This is a genomic window from Pseudomonas sp. DW-iso17 (assembly GCF_058725345.1).
Window position 1 is genome coordinate 116,966 of record NZ_JBZXEA010000003.1, and the last position, 21,543, is coordinate 138,508.

Here is a 21,543-nt window from a genome sequence, read left to right on the forward strand (position 1 = left end):
AGTATGACGTCGATTGCAGAACTCGGCATTAAGGTCGATTCGACGGATGCTGCGCAGGCGAGTTCTGAGCTCGACAAGCTCACGGCGGCAGGTGCAAGGGCAGAGAAAGCGGCTGATGGCGTAGCGCGCGGCGCTGACAAGGCGACTGCTTCGATGAAGAAGCAGAAGGATGAGCTATCAGACCTGCTGGGCGAGATTGACCCAACAGTAAAGGCCCTGGGCCGTCTCGACGACCTTGAAACGAAACTGGCCAAGCAAAAAAAGCTTGGCGCGCTGGATGCCTCAACGTTCAGCGAGTACCAGGGCAAGATCGACCAGTCGCGGGCTAACCTGGGCAGATTCGGCGACAGCCTTACTCGCACTGGAAACACGGCAAAGCAGACAGCTGCAGCGCTGCGAGGCGTTCCTGCTCAGTTCACTGACATTGCCGTCTCTCTCCAGGGTGGACAGGCTCCGCTGACGGTTCTGTTACAGCAGGGCGGCCAGCTGAAAGATATGTTCGGCGGGATTGCGCCGGCGGCGAAGGCGTTGGGCGGTTACGTTCTAGGGCTGGTAAACCCATTTACGCTGGCGGCTGCAGCGGTTGCCGCGTTGGGGCTAGCCTATTACAAGGGTAGTGAAGAGGCCGACGCCTACAATGAGGCGCTGATCCTCAGCGGCAATGTGGCTGGTACGAGTGCAAGTCAGCTCAGCGATATGGCGCGGCAGGTCAGCGCAACAGTGGGGACGACTGGCGCTGCAGCTGAGGTGCTGGCCAAGCTCGCCGGTAACGGAAAGATCGCCAGCGAAAGTTTCGGGCAGATCACCGAAGCCGCCCTGCAGATGGAGAAGGCTACAGGTCGGGCTATTGATGAGACGATCGCAGAGTTCGCGAAAATTGCGAAAGATCCTGTCGCCGCTGCAAAAGAACTCAATGATCAATATCACTTTCTAACAGCGTCGGTTTACTCGCAGATCGTTGCCCTTAAAGAGCAGGGCGACACAGTGGGTGCGGCTAAATTACTGACGGATACATACGCCAGTACGATTGAAACTCGCACCGGAGAGATTACGCAGAACCTGGGAATCATAGAGCGCGGCTGGAATGCGGTAAGGGACGCAGCAAAAGGCGCTCTGGACGCCACGAAGGAGATCGGACGTACTCAAACCCTGGAGCAGCAAGCCGAAGTAATACGCCAAAGGCTGAAAACTGGGCAGGGCCGTGGCGGCCGCGCTGCTGCCATGGGGATCGAGACGCGCGATACTGCGAAAGACACCAAGGATTTGGCGTTTCTTGACCTCCAGATAGAAGCAGAGAAGACGCGCACCAAATACCTTGGCGACCGGCAGAAGATCCAGGACAAGGGCATCGAGGCCGAGCAGGAGCTTGAGCGCATTCGTGTTGCGTCCTACAGCAACAAGCAGAAGCGCGACAAGGAAGAGGAAGCGTACCTGCGCAAGATCGCTGCTCTGCGTGAGGCGAACCCTGACAGCCCGCTGCTCGCCCAGAAGAACATTGATCGCGACCTGAAAAACATCCGCGACAAGTACAAGGACCCGAAAGGCGCGACCACAGCGGTCGACCTAACCTCGTTCAACGACTCGAAGAACCAGCTCAACGCTGTGCTCAGCTACTACAAGAGCGCCGACAAGGAGCTGGAAGCCGCGCAGAAGGCCGGGATCATCTCACAGGAGAGTTACACGGCTCAGCGCGTGGCATTGCTCCAGCAGCAGGCGTCCGAGGTCAAATCCTCCTATGAGGCCGAGATCGTGGCGCTTGAGGGTGCCAAGGGCAAGGCCGGCACGTCGGCTGCCCAACGCATCCAATTGGACCAGAAGATCGCCGACGCCAGGGCCAACATGGTCAAGGCTCAGCAGGAATCGGACAGCGAGCTGGCGGTGATCGCGACCAATGAGCAAGGCAGGCTGAAGAAGCAGGAACTGGCCATCAAGTCGTACACCGATGCGCTGGACCAGCAGAACGCAGCATTGCAGCGCGCCGGCAGCCGAGCGGCTCAAGGTGTCGGACAGAGCGACCGCCAGAACGCCATCAGCGGCGACCTGAATGGTATTTCGGACCGAGCCAATCAGCAGCGCCTGGACCTGGCCCGCGATAAGGCTGACGCATCCCGCAATATGAGCGCCGAGGAATACCAGGCCAAGCTTGAGGCGATCAATCGCAGCGAACGCGACCTGACGCAGACCACGCTCAGCAATTACGAGCAGATGTCCGTGGCCCAGAGCGATTGGCGTAATGGGGCCACTTCGGCGTTCAGCAACTACCTTGACTCGGCCCGTGATGTGGCCGGGCAAACCCGCAGCCTGTTCACCAACGCCTTCAGCTCTATGGAGGATGCGGTGGCCAGCTTCGCCACCAACGGCAAGTTCTCGTTCTCCGACTTCGCCAAGTCGATCATCGCCGACATGGCGCGTATCGCAACTCGGCAGGCGGCCTCCGGATTGCTGTCGAGCCTTGCCGGTAGCGCGCTTGGCGCGTACTTCGGTGGTGGTGCTGCGGCGGGTGCGGGTGCTGGCAGTTTCGGCTCCAGCATCGGCAGCGCTCTGGTAGAGGGCAGGGCGTCAGGTGGGCCTGTCGATCCGAACACGCTCTATGAGGTAAACGAAAAGGGGCCCGAGCTGTTCAATCAGGGTGGCCGGTCGTACCTCATGACGGGTGCTCAGGGTGGCAGCGTCACGCCTTTGATGACGGGTGGTGGATCTATTGCGGCGGCCTCTGGTGCCGGTGGCGGCGGAAACACCTACAACTTCCCCGTGTCGGTTTCCGTGCAAACAGGAGGTGACGGAGGCAATGCGACTCAGGAAGACACCTCGCAGGCCGGAAGGAATATCCAGCAGGTCACCAAGACCGAAGCCGAGGCTGCCATCGCACGCGGTGTTCAGCCTGGTGGGGCTATCTGGCGAGCTATCAACGGGAGGTAACCATGGCGATTGAAACATTCACCTGGCCCACCCAGAACGGGGAGGCGCCCGATATCACGTATCGGGTGCGCACCTCACAGTTCGGGGACGGCTACAAGCAAGAGGTCGGTGACGGGATCAACAATAAAGTCGATGCCTACCCGATCACCCACACAGGCAACACGGCCACAGCCCTGGCCATGATGGCGTTCTTCGACCGTCACAAGGGCGCCAAGGCCTTCCTGTGGACCACGCCACTTGGCCAGGTCGGCTTGTTCACCTGCAAGAACCCAACCCCTACGCCCATGGGCGGGGGCGTATTCAAAGTGACGGCGACGTTCGAGCGCGCCTTCCACCCGTAAAGGTCAATCCATGTCGCTGATCAACGCTATCCAGACTCTTGAGCCTGGGAATGAAGTCATGCTGTTCGAACTGGACGGCAGCGACTACGGCGCCGATGTTCTGCGCTTCCATGGCCACGCTATCCCGCATACGCCTGCAGAACTGATCGCCGCCGGCGGCAACGCTGACCAGCTCCCGGCTAAGTCGATCTGGTGGAAGGGTGAAGAGTATGGCGCCTGGCCCATGCAGTATGAGGGTAGTGAGGCGAACGGCGACGGCACGGCAGTACGGCCAAAACTGTCGGTTGGCAACGTCAATGGTCGAATCACCGCTCTATGTCTGGCCTTCGAGGATCTGCTCGAGTTCAAGCTGACCATTCGCAACACCCTGGCCGAATTCCTCGATGCGGTGAACTTCGAAGTCGGCAACCCGACGGCAGACCCCACTCAGGAGTCGATCGAGGTCTGGTACGTCGACCAGAAAACCAACGAGGACGGCGAGACAGTCAGCTGGGACCTGGCCAGTCCGGGCGATGTCGGCGGAGAGACAATTGGGCGGCAGATGACCACCCTGTGCCACTGGTGCCTCACCGGTGGCTACCGAGGCCCAAACTGTGGCTACACCGGCCCCTACGTCACAAAGGACGGGGTTATCACGGATGACCCGGAACTCGACGAGTGCGACGGAACGCTTGGCAAGGGCTGCGACCCGCGCTTCGGCACGGATAACCCCTTGCCATTCGGCGGTTTCCCCGCTGTGTCATTGATCGCCCGGAGCTGACCATGCGCAAACACATCATTGCAGCCATCCAGGCGCATGCGGCGGCCGAGTACCCGAAAGAGTGCTGCGGGCTGGTGCTGGCCGTGGGGCGGGCGCAGAAATACTTCCCGTGCCGGAACATCGCCACGGAGCCAAACGAAGAGTTTCGGCTTGATCCAGAGGACTACGCCGCGGCGGAAGACCAGGGCCAGGTGATCGGCATCGTCCATTCTCACCCGGACGCCACCAGCCGCCCGTCATACCGCGACCTGGCGATGTGCGAGGCCACGGCCTTGCCTTGGCACATTCTGTCCTGGCCCGAGGGCGACCTGCGCACGATCACGCCGACCGGCAGCACGCCGCTGCTCAAGCGCCCGTTCGTACATGGCGCCTGGGACTGCTGGCAGGTCTGCGCTGATTGGTACCAGCGCGAGTGGGGCCTTGAGTTCGAGGCCTTCCAGCGCGCTGATGGCTGGTGGGAGAGTGAAGACAGCGCCAGCTTGTACGAGGCGAATTACGCCGCAGCCGGATTCGAGCAAGTCGACAGCCCCCAGCGCGGCGATATGATCGTGATGGAGGTCGGTCGCACGGCCCACCCAAACCACGCAGGGATCTACCTGGGGACTGACCCGACGCTGCCTGGCGAAGAAGCCGGCATTTTCGGACCTGGCCCGTTTGTCCTGCACCACATGTACGGCCGGCCGTCCGAGGTGTTCATCTACGGTGGCCCGTGGCTCCAGCGCACCCGCTTAATTCTTCGACACAAGGAGGCTAGATGAGCGCCATCGTTTATTCGCCGATGACCACTATCAAGTTGTCCGGCTCGCTGGCCCAGAAGTTCGGCAGGCTGCACCGGCGCCAGGTTGGCTCGGGCGATACCTGGGAGGTGTTCAGGGCGCTGAAGGCAACCATTGACGGGTTCGAAGCAGAGATCCGGCGACTTGACCGGCTCGGCCTGCGCTTCGCCATCTTCCGCAACCGGAAGAACGCCGGGCAGGATCAATTCGGCATGGGTGGGACCAAGGAAGTTCGGATTGTGCCGGTGGTAGAGGGCGCAAAGCGCGCCGGCCTGCTCCAAACAATCATCGGTGTTGTACTGATCGCCGCGTCTTATTTTACCGGAGGCGCGACCCTCAGTACTGGCATCGCGTTACTCGCCGGCGGTGTGATTCAGATGCTTAGTCCCCAGGCGGCAGGCCTCAAACAGAGCGCTTCGCCTGAAAACATGCCTAGCTACGCATTCGGCAGCGCCAAGAACACCACGGCCAGCGGTAACCCCGTCCCTATCTGCATCGGCGAGCGCCGGTGGGGCGGGGCGATCATCTCGGCATCGGTCTACGCCGAAGACAAGACATAACCACGACGCATCGAGCAGGCCGCCCAAGAGGCGGTTTTTTATTGCCTGGAGGAAAGCATGGGCGCAGCACAGAAGCTGGATATTCACGGTGCCAAAGGTGGCGAGAGCAAGCCAAAGGCCCCTGTAGAGGCGCCCGACAGCCTGCGCTCGACCAACATAGCCAAGATCCTGATCGCGGTGGGCGAGGGCGAATTCGACGGCACTCCCACTGCGCGCGATATCTTCCTCGACAACACCCCGATTCAGGATGCCAGCGGCAATTTCAACTTCACCAACGTGAAGTGGGACTGGCGCCCAGGCTCCGTTGAGCAGGCCTACATCCCGGGTATTCCGTCTGTAGACAATGAGACCTCACTGAACATCGAGCTGCGCAGCGGCACGCCTTGGGTTCAGTCGCTGACCAACCTTCAGCTCTCGGCCGCGCGTATCCGCCTGGCCACGCCGCGCCTGGCGAGCCAGGACGCTGAAGGCAATATCAACGGCTACCGTATTGAATATGCGGTCGATGTGGCAACCGACGGCGGGGCATATCAGCAGGTGCTGGTGGGCGCTATGGACGGAAAGACCACCACCCGCTACGAGCGGTCTCTGCGAATAGACCTGCCACCGGCTACCAGCGGCTGGCTGATCCGCGTTCGCCGCCTCACGCCAAACTCGCAGAACACCGACAAAGTCGCGGACAGCCTCTTCATCGCCGGCTACACCCAGGTGATCGACGCAAAGCTGCGCTATCCGAACACTGCATTGCTGTTCGTTGAATTCGACGCCGAGCAGTTCACCAACATCCCGGCCGTGACCGTGAAGTGCAAGGCCCGTCGTTGGCAGATTCCGAGTAACTACGACCCAGTGGCCCGCACGTACACCGGCGCATGGGACGGCACCATGAAAGAGGCCTGGACCAATAACCCGGCCTGGATCACCTACGGCATCTGCACCCAAGACCGTTTTGGCCTGGGCCGCCGTATCAAGCCGTGGATGGTCGACAAGTGGGAGCTGTACCGAATCGCGCAGTACTGCGACCAGATGGTGCCCAATGGTGCCGACGGCGTTGAGCCACGCTTCCTGTGCGACGTGAACCTGCAGGGCAAGGCAGATGCCTGGTCACTGCTCCGGGACATCGCTGGCATCTACCGCGGCATGACGTACTGGGCCCAGGGCCAACTGGTCATGCAGGCTGATATGCCTCGGGCGCAAGACATCGACTACGTCTTCACCCGATCCAACGTCATCGACGGGAAAATCTCCTACGGCAGCGCATCGGCGAAGACCCGCTTTACTCGCTGTCTGGTCAGCTATGACAACCCGCTGAACAACTACGACACCGACGTTACGGTTTATTCCGACCTTCCACTCCAGCGCCGGCTGGGTGACAAGCCTACGGAGATCAGTGCCATCGGCTGCACTCGCGCATCTGAGGCCCAGCGCCGGGCAAAGTGGCTGGTCCTGAGCAACAACCAGGACCGCACGATCAGCTTCAGGACCGGCATGGAAGGCCGTATCCCGTTGCCAGGGTTCATTATCCCTGTTGCCGACTCGCTGCTGGCGGGCCGGGAGATCGGCGGGCGCATTGCAGCGGCGGCTGGGAAGGTCATCACCTTGGACCGCGACACCTTGGCCAAGGCCGGCGACCGGCTGGTGATCAACCTTCCCGGCGGGCGAGCAGAGGGGCGCACCGTGGAAAGCGTGAGCGGTCGCAATGTTACCGTGACGGTTGCCTACAGCGAGGCTCCGGCTGCACAGCTTCAGTGGGCAATCGACGCTGACGACCTGGCAATCCCTCTATATAGGGTTATGAGGACTGCCCGGACGCCAGAGGGTGATTACGACATCAGCGCCTTGCAGTACGAGCCAAGCAAGTTCCCCAGCATCGACACCGGAGCACGCCTGGAAGAGCGCCCAATCAGCGTGATCCCGATCACTGTAGTTCCGGCACCGGCGAGCGTCACGATCACATCGAACGTTTCCATCGACCAGGGCCTGGCCATCAGCACCATGAACATCTCGTGGCCGGCCGTTGCCGGCGCCGTCGCGTATGACGTGGAGTGGCGCAAGGACAACGGCAACTGGATCAAGGTGCAGCGTACTGGTTCGACGAGCGTGGACGTCACCGGCATCTACTCCGGGGCCTACTTGGCCCGGGTGCGGGCAGTGAGCGCTTTCGAAATCTCGTCGATCTGGAAAAACTCGAACCTGACCAACCTTGAAGGCAAGACCGGCTTGCCGCCGGCGTTGTCGTTCCTGACCACCACCAGCGAGCTGTTCGGCATCGGCATCAAGTGGGGCTTCCCTGCTGGCGCCGAGGATACTCAGCGCACCGAGCTTTGGTATGGCCCGGCGAACAACCTGCAAGCCGCGACTAAGCTGGCCGACCTGGCATATCCGCAGGCCGACTATCGTATGCAGTCACTGCTGGCGGGTGCAACGTTGTTCTTCTGGGCGCGCTTGGTGGACCGGACCGGCAACATCGGTCAGTTCTATCCGATGGTGAATGGGGTGATGGGCCAGGCCAGCTCGGATGCTGGGCCGATCCTTGAGCAGATCAAAGGGCAGATCGACGAGACGTCCCTGGGGCAACTGCTGAATGAGCGCATCAACCTTATCGACGGCAATGGCCCAGGCTCGGTCAATGGGCGCATCGAAGCGGCCAAGGATGAGCTGGAAGGTTTGATTAACCAGATCGTCGACGCGCTGGAGTACGATCCTTCCAAGGCTTATACCCTTGGCAACATCGTCCGAGTCGGACAGCACCTTTACCAGGCGCGTGGAGACGTCCCGGCGGGAATGTCTCCACCGAATGGGACGTATTGGTTCGATATTGGCACTGTGGCGCAAACGGTTGACGCACTGGCTCTGCAAGTTCAGCAGAACTCCGCAACGATCACGCAACACGGTCAGGACATTACCGCCCAGGCTTCGCAATTGAACGCCGTCAAAGCAACAGTGAATGATCCTGTCACCGGGGTGGTTGCGACTGCAAGCGGCCTGAGCACGCTCAAGACCACGGTCACCACGCTAGATGGCAAGGTGACCACCACGGCAGAGCGGGTTGACGGCATTTACCTGCAGGTCAATCCGCCGCTCCAGGGCGATAGCGGTTCGATGATGGGGTCGGAGGCAAGCTATGTGGGTGTCTGGTCTACCCAGTCCGCGCTGATCGAGGGCGACTTGGTACAAGGCCAGCGCACAGATGCGGTCGAGGTCAAAACCTCGGCGAACGCTGCTGCCGTGCTGTCTGAGCAAACCGCTCGCATCAATGCGGATGGTGCTCTTTCCACTCGGATCGACACCGTTACAGCGCAGACGGCGAGTAATGCCTCGGCGGTCCAGGCAGAAATCATTGCGCGGACAAATGCGGATCAGGCGCTTGGCCAGCGCATCGACACCGTTCAGACGACGGTGGGCGGGAATACGCTCGCAATCCAGACCAACGCCACAGCCATACAAACGGTCGACGGCAAGGTCACCGGGAGCTGGTCGGTGCGTATGCAGTACGAAAGTGCCAGCGGCTTGTACAAGTACGCGGGTATCGGCCTGGGCCTGGAGAACGGTCCCGGTGGGTTGCAGTCGCAGTTCATTATCGACGCCGACAGGTTCGCTATCGGCCAGGCCGGGACTGTGCCGTTCGCAGTCACGGGTGGGCAGACCTTCATCAAGGCTGCGTTCATCCAGGATGGCACGATCACCAACGCCAAGATCGGTAACTACATCCAGTCGAACAACTACGACCCGCAAAAGGCTGGATGGAAGCTGTTCTTCGACGGGACGTTCGAAATCAACGGCGTAGCTCCAGGTCAAGGACGATCAATGATGACAAATCGGTCGCTGCGCTTTTGGGATGCGGGCGGTGTAAAGCGCCTACAGCTTGGAGATCAAACCGAATGAGTTCTGCCTTAAGGATCTGGTCTTCGTCGGGGGTGCTGGAGTTCGATACAAGTGTCGCCACATACAGGATTGTTTTATCTGTTCTGGTTTCTTATTCGTCGGGCCCAGCAGGAACTCGAGAGTTTTCGGTGCCGGGTTGCAATACAAGCAACTCGATATGCTTTTTTTTGCCGATAAATAACGATACCTCGCAAGTTTCTGAAAATAGACAGTTGGAGTGCGAAATGGGTCAGGATGTGGTTTATACACGAAACTTCCTGAAAGGCAGCCCGTCTGGGTCTTTTTCATCCGCAACAATGCGGCTAATAGTTGCGAGGTGGGGGTGATGACCTATGGCTTGAGCGTTGTTAACGATGCTGGAGCGATCTCCCTAGACTCTGAGTATGCAAGGCTATGTGTTTTTCATAAAGGCACCTACAGCGCTGGCGTCACAGTCACATTCCAAAATGTGGTTGATACACAGGAACCCCCGCTAATTTTCATCAGGCCACCTGACAATGGATCGCTTATACAGTTAGGTGTTCTGCTTGAGGGTTCTGCGGGGGCTTGGACTGGCGCTACTGTTGTGTCCGGGCAAGTCCACTCGGGCAATATTTTCGTGGGGGCGTTTTCGTCGAAGCCCTTAGCGTCGTACGGGCTAAGAATGTGGGATGCCAATGGCAAGCAAATCTTTGACTCTGGTACTCAAGCAGCAGTATTTACCAGATCGTTACAAAATTGGACTTACACGCATACTACGTATAGCGCCCAAGGATTGCCGACTAATTGGTATTCGGTTCCGCTGAGTTATGAGCTTGGCGATTACTTGATGATTAATAACGCCAGAATGCCGATGATGGCAGGAAATAATGAGTCTCGTGGAACGGGACTTAGATATGACTTTCCTGCTGGGCTTATAAGATTCAGCGTGACCACCGTGACGAACCCATTTTACTTCTCCCTTGCCGCAGTTTTTGGGAAGGTGGTTGTTTAAATTTAAGTCATCATAAGGATGCAAGCACATGGCAAGACAAGAGATAAACCTTGGTACGGCCCCTACGGGTGTAGGTGGGGATACCACTCGTACGGCTGGCGTCAAGATCAACGCCATGACAGATGAGATATATAAGAGCTTCTATCAGAGGTCGAATATTCTCGCTGATGTTGCTGATTTAAACGGCCTTCCGAACGGCGGTATTATCGAGACAAAAACAAACTCAAACGGAACCTATACGAAATTTGCAGACGGCACTCTAATTTGCTTTAACACGTTTATCGTAACTGCGACCGTTAACCCTGGCGCGTCTGTGGTGCCATCTGTAGTTATGCCGTACGCTTTTTCAGGCTCGCCTTATATTGCCAATTCTCTGATTTTTTATACGGCAGGGCAGGGCGCGCAGATATACTCATCCAAGCAAAACTATGGTTTGATTGGGGCGTTCATAAACACTGGTGTGTCTGCATCTTCATCGTTCCCGAGCTTTACGACACTAGGAACTAATATTTCTTATTCCTATGAATATCGCTATTTGGCAATAGGGAGGTGGAAATAATGATAATCAAATTATCGCCGCAGCGTCGGGATGATCAGCTGGTCGTCAGTAAGCGCAATGATGTGCTGACAATCAACGGTGAACGGTTCGACTTCCGAGAACTTCCTGAAGGTGCAGTCTTGCCAGCATCTGCTGTGGCTTGCGAATTCGTCGTCGGCGACGTTATGAGGCTCGACGGAGATCTGATCATAACCTTGCTCCTTCCGTGCGGACCTGAAGCAAGCAACTCAGCTTGCTTCCCTGCCGATATCGTCGCCCCACCGAACGGTAATGTGAGTCTTCCCCTATGAGTAATATCGATTTCAGCAAGATGGTTACCGCCGAGCAGCGTCATGCGGATGAAGAGCGTGCCGCCCTTGAGTCCGTTCTGTCATCGCGTCGCGCTGCCTACCTGTCCGAGTCCGACCCGCTCAGGCTGGAAGCCGACTACGACGCGTTGAGCCGTGGCCTGGAGCCTGACTACACCGCCTGGCTGGCCTCAGTGGCCGCGATCAAGGCGCGTTTCCCTTTACCGGTGAGCGCTTCCGCCTTAGACGCCTAAAGCCAGCAGTACACCGCCACCCGCCTTGAGCGGGTTTTTTATTGCCTGGAGAAAATATGAACGCATCCGAGAAAGACCGGGACATTCTGACGCGCACGCTCTGGGGTGAGGCCCGCGGCGAAGGACTGGCCGGACAGATCGCCGTGGCCTGGACCATCCGCAACCGCGTATTCGATGGAAAGGCCAAGTCCTGGTGGGGGGAGGGTTACGCCGGCGTTTGCCTGAAACCCTGGCAGTTCAGCTGCTGGAACCAGAACGACCCGAACTACGCCTACCTGAGCGGTGCCAAGCCTATCCCGGCCGCGCAGTTCGCCCAAGCCCAGCGTGCGGCTGATCAGGTGATGGCGGGCGTGGTGCCGGATCCAACCGGCGGCGCCACGCACTACTACGCAACCACAATGCCCAAGGCCCCGGCCTGGGCGGCGAAGGCCACGCAGGCGCTGCGCCTTGGTCACCATGTCTTCTTCAAGGATGTGCCGTGATGACGCCGATGCAAAAGCTGATCGGCCTGGGGCTGGCAATCCTGCTGGCGCTGGGCATCGGCTTTGGCGGGGCATGGCAGGTTCAGGACTGGCGTCTTGGCAAGAAGATGGCTGAGCGTATTGCGGAACAGGGCGCCCGCCACCAGACGGAACTGGATGCAATCACTGGCGAGGCCTGGCGTCAGCAGGCGGCCGAACAGGACAAGCGCCTGGCCACCGAGGAACAGCTCGCGCTCCAGGACCAACAACACACCAAGGAATTATCCGATGCCCAGCGCAACCAGGCTCGCCTGCGTGACCAGCTTGCTACTGCTGATGTCCGGCTGTCAGTCCTCCTTGCCGAGGATCCAGCCAGTATCTGCAACGTGCCCACCACCCCCGGCGCCGTCGGCGTGGTTCATGCAGCCCGTCGAGCCCAACTTGACGCAGCGCATGCTCAAAGAATTATCTCCATCACCGACGACGGCGATAACGCCCTGACTGCCTTGCGCGCGTGCCAGTCATATGTCAGCGCAGTATTAAAAATGAGATGATTAGCGGGTATTGAAATTCTGTTCAATGCTATAAGCATACTTGAATGGAGAACTGTCTTTCTTGAATTGTCTTAGTTTTATATCGCTCGATACATTTATTTGGCTGGCAGCGCCGGCAACGGCTGAAGCTAGGACCGATGCAGTGATTGGGAGATTAAGCTTTTGGCTTCCAATCCAAGCTCCGGTTGCCGAAGTCATAGCCTTGGATATATTGAAGTTGAAAGATGACTTGAAATTTATGAGAGTCAGCGGCATTTGCCACTCTTTCGCAGTTTGCGCAAGATCTGCACATGCTTTGTCAATATCATTGGTTGCTTGTATTAGCGCCGCCTCGCTATCGGATGATTGTCCAATTTCATTAACAAGTAATTCTAAGTGGGCCCGAAAACTGATCAGCTCGTCGCGTCGCTTGTGCCTGAACTGTAATATTTCCTCGAGAGGTACAGCCTCAGTAGGGATTGGAATACAGCTCTGCAAGGTTAATAATGTGCCTGCATCATTTATAACTTGATGTTTGTCGTGTCTTATAGAGTTCGTTCCGCTACCTAGCGCCCATCCCCCCGGCTCTTTTTTATTGTAATCTTGTAATGCTTGTAAGTAGCCCATTAAGATTGTTTTTGAAACGTCGCCGTTGTAATGATAGCTTGGTCTTTCTAATATGCCTGAAGACTCTAAAAAAGCTTCATCTTTTGAGCCGCCGAAATGAATTCCTCCTGCTTCTGGCCAAACTAGTCTATCCCAAAAAAATAAAGAAAATCTCAAGTCTTGTGGGTCGAGACTTGAGCCTCCGGACACGCTCGTGCCGCTAATTGTCATTGGGTTGCTTATTATGAGTCCTCGCTTTTTAATGCTGTTCGGTAACTTTCCGAAGTGGACATCATTTTGCTTTCTGAATTTTGCTTCGCCCATATAATTGTCGCTCTCTGTTGGTGAGGCCGAAGGTTAGTTGACACATTTCACTCTAGTCTGTTTTTTTGTTCGGGAGTAATTTTTTTATGAGATGGTTTTGGCAGTTTATTACGCAAATTCACCAATTCGGGGATCAGCGTTCAGCTGGCTCAATTAGCTCAGGGCCCTTGTTTCGGACGTTGCCTACAGCTGTGCCGACCTTGAACCACTCGAACATCTCGGAAGGCTCGCCCTGGTGCAGCACCATCCGCTCGGCGCGCTCCTTGGGCGTGGCTGGGTCTAGCCATTCCCGGGCCAGGTCTGGCGTCAGCACTACAGGCCGCCGGTCGTGAATGTCCACCATTCCCCCGGCGCTGTCGGCAGTGATGATGACGAAGCCGTCATGCTCGCCAGGGCCTTCATCAGCGTCCGGTAGCTGGCCTATCGCAGCGCAGAGTATCGGTGCACCATCCCGCCGACGGATGAGGTAGGGCTGCTTCTTTGGCCCGCCTTCATCCACCCACTCAAACCAGTTGTCGATTGGCGTGATCGCCCGGTGAGGCCAGATCGCGCGGAAGAACGGGCCGTGGGCTACCTTCTCCACGCGGGCATTGATCGGTGCGGCGCGGTCTTTCGCCCAGTGCGGCCGCCATCCCCAACGAACTGGATCGGCGTGGAGCAAGTCGCCCTGCAGGTGCAGCAGCGCAACCTCGGTCGTCGGTGCGACGTTGTACCGCTCAATCGGCTGATCGCCTACTGAGTTCGCCAGAGCATTGGGCATGCTCAGCGCTGCAACGAAGTCGTGGATTCCCCGGTACTGCGAAAGTCTCCCGCACATAAGCATCTCCGCTCGTCGGCGCCGATGAACAGCCGGTCCCCGGCCAATCTCTACACTGTAGACACTGGCCCGAGGTATTCGTCATGGCGATCAACATTGATCAGGTGAACGCAATGGAGGCGTGGTTTGCGTTGCGTAACGATCCAACCTTCATATCGGCCACACCGGAAGAGCGTTACGAAACGCGACTGGCCCTGGCTGACGACCTCAAGCAACAGGGGCTGATCAACGAAGGTGAGTGGCGTGAGCTGACTGAGGAGGCAGTTGCGGCCTATGCCGACGAGCTAGGCTAATGGCTGCTTGTAAACGCTAAGCTCAAGCAGTAGTCGCTGGTTTTCCCTGATAAGGTGGTCCCTCTGTTCCGTGATTATCGCCAACCCGTTTAACTTGCGGCCCTGGCGTGAGGTTTCCAGGTTCAAGGCAGCGACTTGGGACAGTGCGGCTTTCAAGGAGGTCTCCGCCTGGTCCTTTCCTGTCATCAACAGGTCATTCATCTGCACCAGGCCTGCGATATTCGCCCGCGCTCGACGGAGCATGCGCTCGGTCTGCACCAGTTCATCCACAAGGATCGAGCATTGGTGCTGGTACATCTCCAGCGGAGTGGGGCAGCCGAGCCAATCATCGGTGTCCATGTCTACGTTCATAGCGTGAATCTCAAATACTGTATGTGCGTACAGTAATCGAGGTTTGGCAGGTTTGGGGAGTGGTGTTCGTCGGCAGGACGCCGGGGCGGGTGCGTGACATTTGCGTGACTCTCTCACGCGCTTGTAAGCTCTTGTGGGCAGTCGATTGCAGCGAGCGCCAATAAAAACAGCTACTTAACAAGGTCTTACGGGTGTACTGCGTGCATGGGGTGCTAGGGGTCGAGTGTTCGAATCACTCCGTCCCGACCATTTATTCCTGAGTAAAATCAGTCACTTAAGCCGATAAGATGAATCGGCTTTTTTGTGCCTGCGCAAAAGCTGCACAAAACTACCCAGTGATTTCGCAGATATTCAGGTCCGGAACTGCCTCGGACCAGATGATTTCCTCATGGCCTCGCTGGTATTTTTTGGTCATGCCCTCGCTCGCATGACCCGCAGATCTTCTGCCCCTCGAAACGCATGCCTAGGATGTCGGTCCGCCGCTGAGCGGTGATAAGCGCCAGGCCGATGGCGTTCTGTAGCCAGGCAGGCGACTTTTCCCTGATAGCCTTCAGGCCCTCAACGGTGTGCCGCTTGCGCTGCTTCTTCTCGACTCGTTTGATGGTGCTGGCCGCTGGGTTGTCCGGGCAGAGGCTCTTGGCTGCGGCGTGGTTGAAAAAGTCGACCAACGGCGCGCGGCATTGGTTGGCTGAGCGCGGGGTGAACCATGATCCCAACATGCTCGACGCTGATTACCGGGATGGGGCTGACGAAGCTGGAAGCTCTGTGGCGGGAGCGGGACGCAGACCTGCTGGCTTAGCAGGTAGCAATGACGATAGCCCGGCCCAGCGCCGGGCTATTGTTTCGCCTCAAGGCAACCCGACTGGTAGGTAATCCATAGCCTTTACCGGGCGGGGCTGCTTTCGGCTCCGGGTTCATACGGATGGGCGTGCAGATCGGCATCAACTCTGTTCTCAGCGCGGCCTTTTCCGTTGAAATCGCCCAGTCGACGACCGAGACCAGCAGAGGTGTCCGCTTGCATGGGGCGCCAGGGGGCGGGTGTTCGAGTCACTCCGTCCCGACCATATTATTCAATGAATTAGCCCAATCGGTGACGGTTGGGCTTTTTCAGGGAATAAATGCCCTTCCCAGCATCCGTCGCCATTTTTCATAATCACCACACACCAAGGAAATTTCCCACATCCAACGCAGGTACCCCGTTGTTACGCTCCCACTCTTTGACCTAACTTCAAGGAGTTACCTGATGACAAAACGTCTAGCCGCCGAGTTCTTCGGCACATTCTGGCTGGTACTGGGCGGTTGCGGCAGTGCCGTTCTGGCTGCCGCCTTCCCTGAGCTGGGCATCGGCTTTGTCGGCGTGGCCTTGGCATTTGGCTTAACCGTATTAACCATGGCCTACGCCGTCGGCCATATTTCCGGCGGGCATTTCAATCCCGCGGTCACCCTGGGTTTGCTCGCCGCCGGGCGGATTGACGGCAAGGACGTGGCGCCCTACATCCTCACTCAGGTCTTGGGCGCGATTGCAGCTGCCGGGGTGTTGTACCTGATCGCCAGCGGCAAGGCCGGGTTTGATGTGTCGGCGGGGTTTGCCACCAATGGTTATGGTGAGCACTCTCCAGGTGGCTTCTCGTTTCTGTCAGTGGTGGTCACCGAGTTTGTACTCACGGCGTTTTTCCTGCTGATTATCCTGGGTGTTACCGATAAGAAGGCGCCGGCCGGTTTTGCGCCGCTGGCCATCGGGTTTGCCCTGGTCTTGATTCACCTGATCAGCATTCCGGTGAGCAATACATCGGTTAACCCGGCGCGCAGTACGGGCGTGGCACTGTTTCAAGGCGATTGGGCGATAGCCCAGTTGTGGGTGTTCTGGGTGGTGCCTTTGCTCGGTGGCGTGTTTGGTGGGCTGGTGCACAGGTTCGTGTTGGCGACAAAACAGTAATCGCTCAGGCCACCTTTGCTCGGCGAGCGGACCGTGTTCTTCATGATCGAGCCGCCTTGTAACGGCTGACCGGGCGCGCCAAACCAAGGTTTTCGCGCAGTGTGGTGCCGGTGTATTCGCGCCGAAACAAGCCGCGCCGCTGTAACTCGGGAATGACCAGGCGGGCAAAATCCTCCAGCCCGCCCGGCAGGTGCGGTACCAGAATATTGAAGCCATCCGCCGCACCTTCTTCGAACCAGCGCTGCAGTTCATCGGCGATCTGAATCGGCGTGCCGATCACGCTGTAATGACCGCGGCCACCGGCAATGCGTCGGCCCAGTTGCGCCAGTGTCAGGTGTTCACGCTGGGCCAGTTCACTCAGCAGTTGCTGGCGGCTGCGTTGACCGCTGTCGGTCAAGGGTAACTCGGGCAGCGGCCCATCCAGGGGGTAGCCGGACAGGTCGAAATTACCCAACATGCGCCCCAGCAACGCCACCCCCACCTCGGGTTCGACCAGCGCCTGGAACGCTTCGAATTTGGCCTGGGCCAAGGCTTCGGTTTGCCCCACCACCACAAACACGCCCGGCATGATTTTCAGCGAGTCGGCCTCGCGCCCGTATTGGCCCAGGCGAGCTTTGAGGTCGCTATAGAAGGCCTGCGCGTCGGCCAATGAGGTCTGCGCGGTAAACACCACTTCGGCGGTCTGCGCGGCCAGTTCACGACCGGTTTCCGAGGAACCAGCCTGCACGATCAAAGGCTGGCCCTGGGGCGAGCGCGCCACGTTCAGGGGGCCTTTGACTCGGAAGTGTTCGCCCACATGGTCCAGCACATGGCGCTTACTTGGCTCGTAATAGCGCCCGCTGGCCTTGTCGCGCACGAAGGCGTCGTCGTCCCAGCTGTCCCACAGCCCCGTCACCACCTGATGAAATTCCCGTGCGCGGCTGTAGCGTTCGGCATGCCCCAGGTGCTCGTCGCGACCGAAATTCAGCGCCTCGGCCGCGTTATCCGAGGTCACCAGGTTCCAGCCTGCGCGACCGCCGGAGAGGTGATCCAGCGAGGCGAATTTGCGCGCCACGTGGTACGGCTCGTTATAGCTGGTGGTGGCGGTGGCGATCAGGCCGATATGTTCGGTCACGGCACTGAGGGCCGAGAGCAGGGTGAGCGGCTCGAAATGATCCGAGCGCGCCATCTGGCTGGCGACCTCGCCGGTGGCGGCGGCAATGCTGTCGGCCACGAACAGGGCGTCGAACTTCGCCGCTTCCGCCACCCGTGCTAAATGCTTGTAGTGGGCAAAGTCCAGGCCAGCGTTCGCCGGTACGTCGGGGTGGCGCCAGGCGGCCACATGGTGCCCGGTGGCCATCAGGAAGGCGCCGAGTTTGAGTTGACGGCCCATGCTAGAAATCCTTGCGTAGTTGCACGCCGAAGTAACGCTCATCGTCACGAGGCACGGCGCGGTAGATGTAGTTGCCGCCGCTGGCCAGCAGCGGTGAGTAGGATTTGTCAGCGAGGTTCTTCGCCAACAGCGCCACGCGCCAGCCATTGGTGTAGTCGGCCAGGGCCACGCTGGCGTTCCAGAGGCCGTAGGCGCCTTGTTTGGTGTCGAGGTTCTGGCTGATGTCGTACTGCACTTCGCTCTGCCAGCTGTAGTCAGTGCCCAGTTCGATATCCAGGCCGTTCTCCAGGGGGATGCTGTAGTCGGCGCGCACGTAGCTTTTCCAGTCCGGGCTGAACGGCAGTGGTTTGCCATTGACGTTGCAGGTTGCCGCTGCGCCTGGCGGGCACGCGAACTGATCGATGCGCGCTCGGGTATAGGTCAGGGCGCCGGAGAGCTTGAGTTGCTGAGTGGCTTGCAGGGCGTAATCGAGCTCGACGCCTTCGGTGCTGACGCTGCCGGCGTTGATCAGGCGCGTCACGACTTGGCCGGCGACGGTGTCGAAAAAGTTGGCCTGGTAGTTGTCGTAGTCACTGTGGAACACCGCCAGGTTGGTGGTCAGGCGGTTGTTCCAGGCCGTGGCCTTGATTCCGGCTTCCCAGGTATTGGAGGTCTCCGGCTTGAGCGCGTCGGTATCGCGCGGCTGCATGTTGAAGAACACGTTGTAGGCCGGGCCTTTGTAGCCACGTGAGTAGGTGAGGTAGCTGGTGATGTTGTCGCTGAGGTCGTACTGCACGCCCAGCCGACCGGACCAACCATCCTCGTCTACCGAACCGGAACTCGACGTCGCCGGTTGAATGCCGCTGACGGTAGTGGCAGAGGTGGACACGCGGCGATGGTCGTACTGCAAGTCGTCATGGGTGTAACGCAACCCGGCGATGCCGCGAAAGCGCGAGGTGAAGTTGAGCGTGGTCTCGCCGAACACCGCGTAGCTGTCGCTGGTGGTGCTGTAGTCGGCAATGCCTCTATCGACCCGCGTCGTGGTGGTGAGGGTGCGCTGATAGGTCTCCTCATCCTTGCCATGCATGTAGAACAGGCCGCCGACGTACTCCAGGAACTCGCCTTTGGGCGAGGCCAGGCGCAGCTCCTGGGAGTATTGGTCGAACGCCAGGTCGCCCTTGTCAGCGGTGCCGGGGAACGCGGCGGTGACCGTGCCCAGACGGTCGCCATCCTGATATTGAGTGTTGTCCCAGCCGCGCCAGGCGGTGATTGACGTGAGGGTGTAGTCACCCAGATTCCAATCCAACTGCGCCGACAAGCCCTTGTTGGTGTCTTCCACATGGCTGCGGGTATCGGTGTTGATATCGCGGTTGTCACTTGAGGCGCGCACCGGTCTCAAGGCATTGCTGAACGCCGGGCTGAGGGACTTGCTGACCACGCCATTGGGCGCGTCGTCGTGGGATTGCATGTAGTCGGCGATCAGGGTCAGTGTCACGTCGTCGTTGGGCGTGAATTCCAGCTTGCCGCGAATGCCCTTGTGGTTGTAACCGTTGACCTCCTGGCCGTTGTGGCGGTTGTCGACGTTACCGTCGTAGCTGCCGAACAAAGTACTGATCGAGCCCTTGAGCACCTCCGGCACCAGGCTGCCACCGATGCCAAAGCGCGTGCGGCTTTCATGGCCGCTGTAGAACGACTGGTCGATAAAACCGTGGGTCTGGGCAGTCGGCGCCTTACTGGTGATATTCAGCACACCGGCCGACGCGTTCTTGCCGAACAGCGTGCCTTGCGGGCCACGCAGCACTTCGATGCGCTCCAAATCCAACAGGTCGAGTGTGGCCTGGCCGGGGCGTGCATAGACCACGCCATCGATCACCGTAGCCACCGTTGGCTCAACGCCCGGCGAGGTTGAAATGGTGCCCACGCCGCGCACGAACAATGAGGTGTCCTTGTTCGAGGCGCCGGTGCGAAAGTTCAGCGACGGTACTTGCTGCGCGATGCTCGCCACCCCGTTGCGATTGTCACGCTCCAGTTGCTCGCCATCGAGCACCGAGACGGCCACCGGGACTTTTTGCAGCGATTCTTCGCGGCGGGTAGCGGTGACTGTCACGGATTGGAGCGTGGGTTCCTGTTCGTCAGCCGCTACAGCGCCGCAGACGGGCAAGGCGCAGAGGCCTGCCAGAAGCAACAAATGGGTGTGCCGTGGAAAGTTATGCATGCTGTGCCCGCTCGAAAAAATACCCTGGTCCGCTGCGGTTCTGCGACCTTCAGCGCCTGAAAATGTCTTGGGCATTCGCTCGAGCGAGTAGCAGACAGTGCGCTTTGTTAGCGCTAACATCGGCATTATTGAAGGCGTCGGTTTAGAGCGTCAAATACTAAAAAATTAGTTTTATATTCCTTTTTGAGGTTTTTGCCGTGAACGAACACAAACCGCGCAAGCGCCGGGGCGCCGGCCGCGTCACCCTCAATACCGTGGCGCGCCAGGCCGGGGTGTCGGCCATTACGGTGTCGCGTTACTTCAACCAACCTGAACAGGTGTCACCCGAGCGCCGTGAACGTATCGCCCAGGTAGTCGCGCAGTTGGGGTATGTGCCGAACCTGGTGGCCGGCGGGTTGGCCTCCGCGCGCGGCAAAATCGTTGCGATGGTGACTCCGAATATCTCGGGGCCGATTTTTGCCAATACGCTGCAGGGCTTCAGCGACACCCTCAGTCGTCACGGCTACCAGCTGTTGCTGGCCTCCAGCTATTTCAGCATCGAGCAGGAGGAAAGTGCGGTGCGCGCTTTTCTCGGTTGGTCGCCGGCAGCGCTGGTGCTGACCAGCCGCTTTCACAGCCCTGGCACCGAGAAGATGATCGCCGAGGCAGATATACCGATCGTCGAAACCTGGGACTACGTGCCGGAACGCGCGCCGTTGCAAGTGGGGTTTTCTCATTATGAAGTGGGCGTCACCGCCGCGCGCTACTTGCATGGCAAAGGCTATCGACGCATCGCCTTCGTACAAAACAGTGCAGTGGGCGACTTCAGCGCATTGGAGCGGCGCGATGGGTTTACCGCGACCCTCTCCGAGTTGGGTGTGCACCCGTGGGTCTTTGTGCCGGACGCCGACCGTGCGCCCTTCGAAGCCGGCAAGCAAGCCATGGAAGCGCTGATGGGGCAGGCGATCACGCCCGACGCGATTTTCTTCGCCAATGACAACCTCGCCGCGGGCGGTTTGCTGGCCGGTCAACGCGCCGGGCTGAGCATCCCCCAGGACTGCGCCGTATTGGGTTTTGGCGATTACCCGTTTGCCCACATGTTGTTGCCCAGCCTCAGCACCCTCCAGCCACCCGCGTTGGAGATCGGTGTGCTCGCCGCCACACGCGTCCTGCAAAGTCTGGGTGTATTAGCCACCGATGAGGAAGTTGAGCGCTTGAATCTTTTGCACTGTCAGTTAATTGAACGAGAGAGCACCTGAACAACTTAATTATGGCTAAGTGCAACTAGTGGCTATTGGCTGCCAACGCTCTAAATCAGTGCATTTGGCAATGTTTTGTATTTAATTACCCCCTCGTCCGGAACTAG

Annotated in this window: 20 protein-coding genes; 15 read left to right on the forward strand and 5 right to left on the reverse strand. The window is 58.8% G+C overall.

What is annotated here, in order from left to right:
• The first annotated feature begins 3 nt into the window (after window positions 1-3).
• From AC4PS6_RS03130 to AC4PS6_RS03185, 12 genes are all read left to right on the forward strand, one after another.
• Entirely contained in the window at window positions 4-2,919 is a 2,916-nt protein-coding gene (locus AC4PS6_RS03130) for a phage tail tape measure protein (protein ID WP_492180667.1), read from the forward strand.
• A 2-nt stretch (window positions 2,920-2,921) separates the two neighbouring features.
• Complete coding sequence (locus AC4PS6_RS03135; RefSeq protein ID WP_492180668.1) at window positions 2,922-3,260, forward strand: phage tail protein; 339 nt, start codon at window positions 2,922-2,924, stop codon at window positions 3,258-3,260.
• Between the two features lie 10 nt (window positions 3,261-3,270).
• A complete protein-coding gene (locus tag AC4PS6_RS03140) occupies window positions 3,271-4,020 on the forward strand; it encodes a phage minor tail protein L (RefSeq protein WP_492180669.1) in 750 nt (249 codons plus the stop codon).
• Between the two features lie 2 nt (window positions 4,021-4,022).
• Entirely contained in the window at window positions 4,023-4,778 is a 756-nt protein-coding gene (locus AC4PS6_RS03145; RefSeq protein WP_492180670.1) for a C40 family peptidase, read from the forward strand.
• A complete protein-coding gene (locus tag AC4PS6_RS03150) occupies window positions 4,775-5,356 on the forward strand; it encodes a tail assembly protein (RefSeq protein ID WP_057712031.1) in 582 nt (193 codons plus the stop codon). Before AC4PS6_RS03145 ends, AC4PS6_RS03150 begins: the two co-directional genes overlap by 4 nt.
• Before the next feature lie 57 nt (window positions 5,357-5,413).
• The gene (locus AC4PS6_RS03155) at window positions 5,414-9,238 is read left to right on the forward strand and encodes a TipJ family phage tail tip protein (protein WP_492180671.1); all 3,825 of its coding nucleotides are present in this window, start codon (window positions 5,414-5,416) and stop codon (window positions 9,236-9,238) included.
• A gap of 325 nt (window positions 9,239-9,563) precedes the next feature.
• Entirely contained in the window at window positions 9,564-10,211 is a 648-nt protein-coding gene (locus tag AC4PS6_RS03160) for a hypothetical protein (protein ID WP_032903613.1), read from the forward strand.
• Between the two features lie 28 nt (window positions 10,212-10,239).
• Entirely contained in the window at window positions 10,240-10,770 is a 531-nt protein-coding gene (locus AC4PS6_RS03165; protein WP_052224553.1) for a hypothetical protein, read from the forward strand.
• Window positions 10,770-11,060: a hypothetical protein gene (locus AC4PS6_RS03170; protein ID WP_034118364.1), complete on the forward strand. Its 291-nt coding sequence runs from the start codon at window positions 10,770-10,772 to the stop codon at window positions 11,058-11,060. The genes AC4PS6_RS03165 and AC4PS6_RS03170 overlap by 1 nt, the downstream gene beginning before the upstream one ends.
• Entirely contained in the window at window positions 11,057-11,311 is a 255-nt protein-coding gene (locus AC4PS6_RS03175) for a hypothetical protein (RefSeq protein WP_019816795.1), read from the forward strand. Before AC4PS6_RS03170 ends, AC4PS6_RS03175 begins: the two co-directional genes overlap by 4 nt.
• A 56-nt stretch (window positions 11,312-11,367) precedes the next feature.
• Window positions 11,368-11,793, forward strand: coding sequence for a cell wall hydrolase (locus AC4PS6_RS03180; protein WP_482967104.1), 426 nt, complete (start codon window positions 11,368-11,370; stop codon window positions 11,791-11,793).
• A complete protein-coding gene (locus AC4PS6_RS03185) occupies window positions 11,793-12,326 on the forward strand; it encodes a lysis system i-spanin subunit Rz (protein WP_014717935.1) in 534 nt (177 codons plus the stop codon). Before AC4PS6_RS03180 ends, AC4PS6_RS03185 begins: the two co-directional genes overlap by 1 nt.
• On the opposite strand, the gene AC4PS6_RS03190 is transcribed toward AC4PS6_RS03185, so the two are convergent.
• Both AC4PS6_RS03190 and AC4PS6_RS03195 read right to left on the reverse strand, forming a co-directional pair.
• The gene (locus AC4PS6_RS03190) at window positions 12,327-13,235 is read right to left on the reverse strand and encodes a DUF6236 family protein (RefSeq protein WP_492180672.1); all 909 of its coding nucleotides are present in this window, start codon (window positions 13,233-13,235) and stop codon (window positions 12,327-12,329) included.
• Window positions 13,236-13,368: 133 nt separating this feature from the next.
• Complete coding sequence (locus tag AC4PS6_RS03195; protein WP_014717937.1) at window positions 13,369-14,052, reverse strand: SOS response-associated peptidase family protein; 684 nt, start codon at window positions 14,050-14,052, stop codon at window positions 13,369-13,371.
• Between the two features lie 83 nt (window positions 14,053-14,135).
• Between AC4PS6_RS03195 and AC4PS6_RS03200 the strand changes: the two genes are divergently transcribed.
• Window positions 14,136-14,345 carry a hypothetical protein gene (locus AC4PS6_RS03200; RefSeq protein WP_038449292.1) on the forward strand — a complete coding sequence of 70 codons (210 nt, stop codon included), beginning with the start codon at window positions 14,136-14,138 and terminating at the stop codon, window positions 14,343-14,345.
• Here AC4PS6_RS03200 and AC4PS6_RS03205 read toward each other — a convergent pair.
• Window positions 14,337-14,696, reverse strand: coding sequence for a hypothetical protein (locus tag AC4PS6_RS03205; protein WP_492180673.1), 360 nt, complete (start codon window positions 14,694-14,696; stop codon window positions 14,337-14,339). The genes AC4PS6_RS03200 and AC4PS6_RS03205 overlap by 9 nt on opposite strands.
• A gap of 1,243 nt (window positions 14,697-15,939) precedes the next feature.
• Between AC4PS6_RS03205 and aqpZ the strand changes: the two genes are divergently transcribed.
• Window positions 15,940-16,632: an aquaporin Z gene (gene aqpZ, locus AC4PS6_RS03210; protein ID WP_073844912.1), complete on the forward strand. Its 693-nt coding sequence runs from the start codon at window positions 15,940-15,942 to the stop codon at window positions 16,630-16,632.
• Window positions 16,633-16,672: 40 nt separating this feature from the next.
• Here the strand turns inward: aqpZ and AC4PS6_RS03215 are convergent, their stop codons facing one another.
• Both AC4PS6_RS03215 and AC4PS6_RS03220 read right to left on the reverse strand, forming a co-directional pair.
• Window positions 16,673-18,004, reverse strand: a complete 1,332-nt coding sequence (locus AC4PS6_RS03215) for an LLM class flavin-dependent oxidoreductase (RefSeq protein ID WP_336827387.1) — start codon at window positions 18,002-18,004, stop codon at window positions 16,673-16,675.
• Window position 18,005: 1 nt separating this feature from the next.
• A complete protein-coding gene (locus AC4PS6_RS03220) occupies window positions 18,006-20,198 on the reverse strand; it encodes a TonB-dependent receptor (RefSeq protein ID WP_336827388.1) in 2,193 nt (730 codons plus the stop codon).
• 197 nt (window positions 20,199-20,395) lie between these two features.
• Between AC4PS6_RS03220 and AC4PS6_RS03225 the strand changes: the two genes are divergently transcribed.
• Complete coding sequence (locus tag AC4PS6_RS03225) at window positions 20,396-21,436, forward strand: LacI family DNA-binding transcriptional regulator (protein WP_073452972.1); 1,041 nt, start codon at window positions 20,396-20,398, stop codon at window positions 21,434-21,436.
• Window positions 21,437-21,543: the final 107 nt, after the last annotated feature.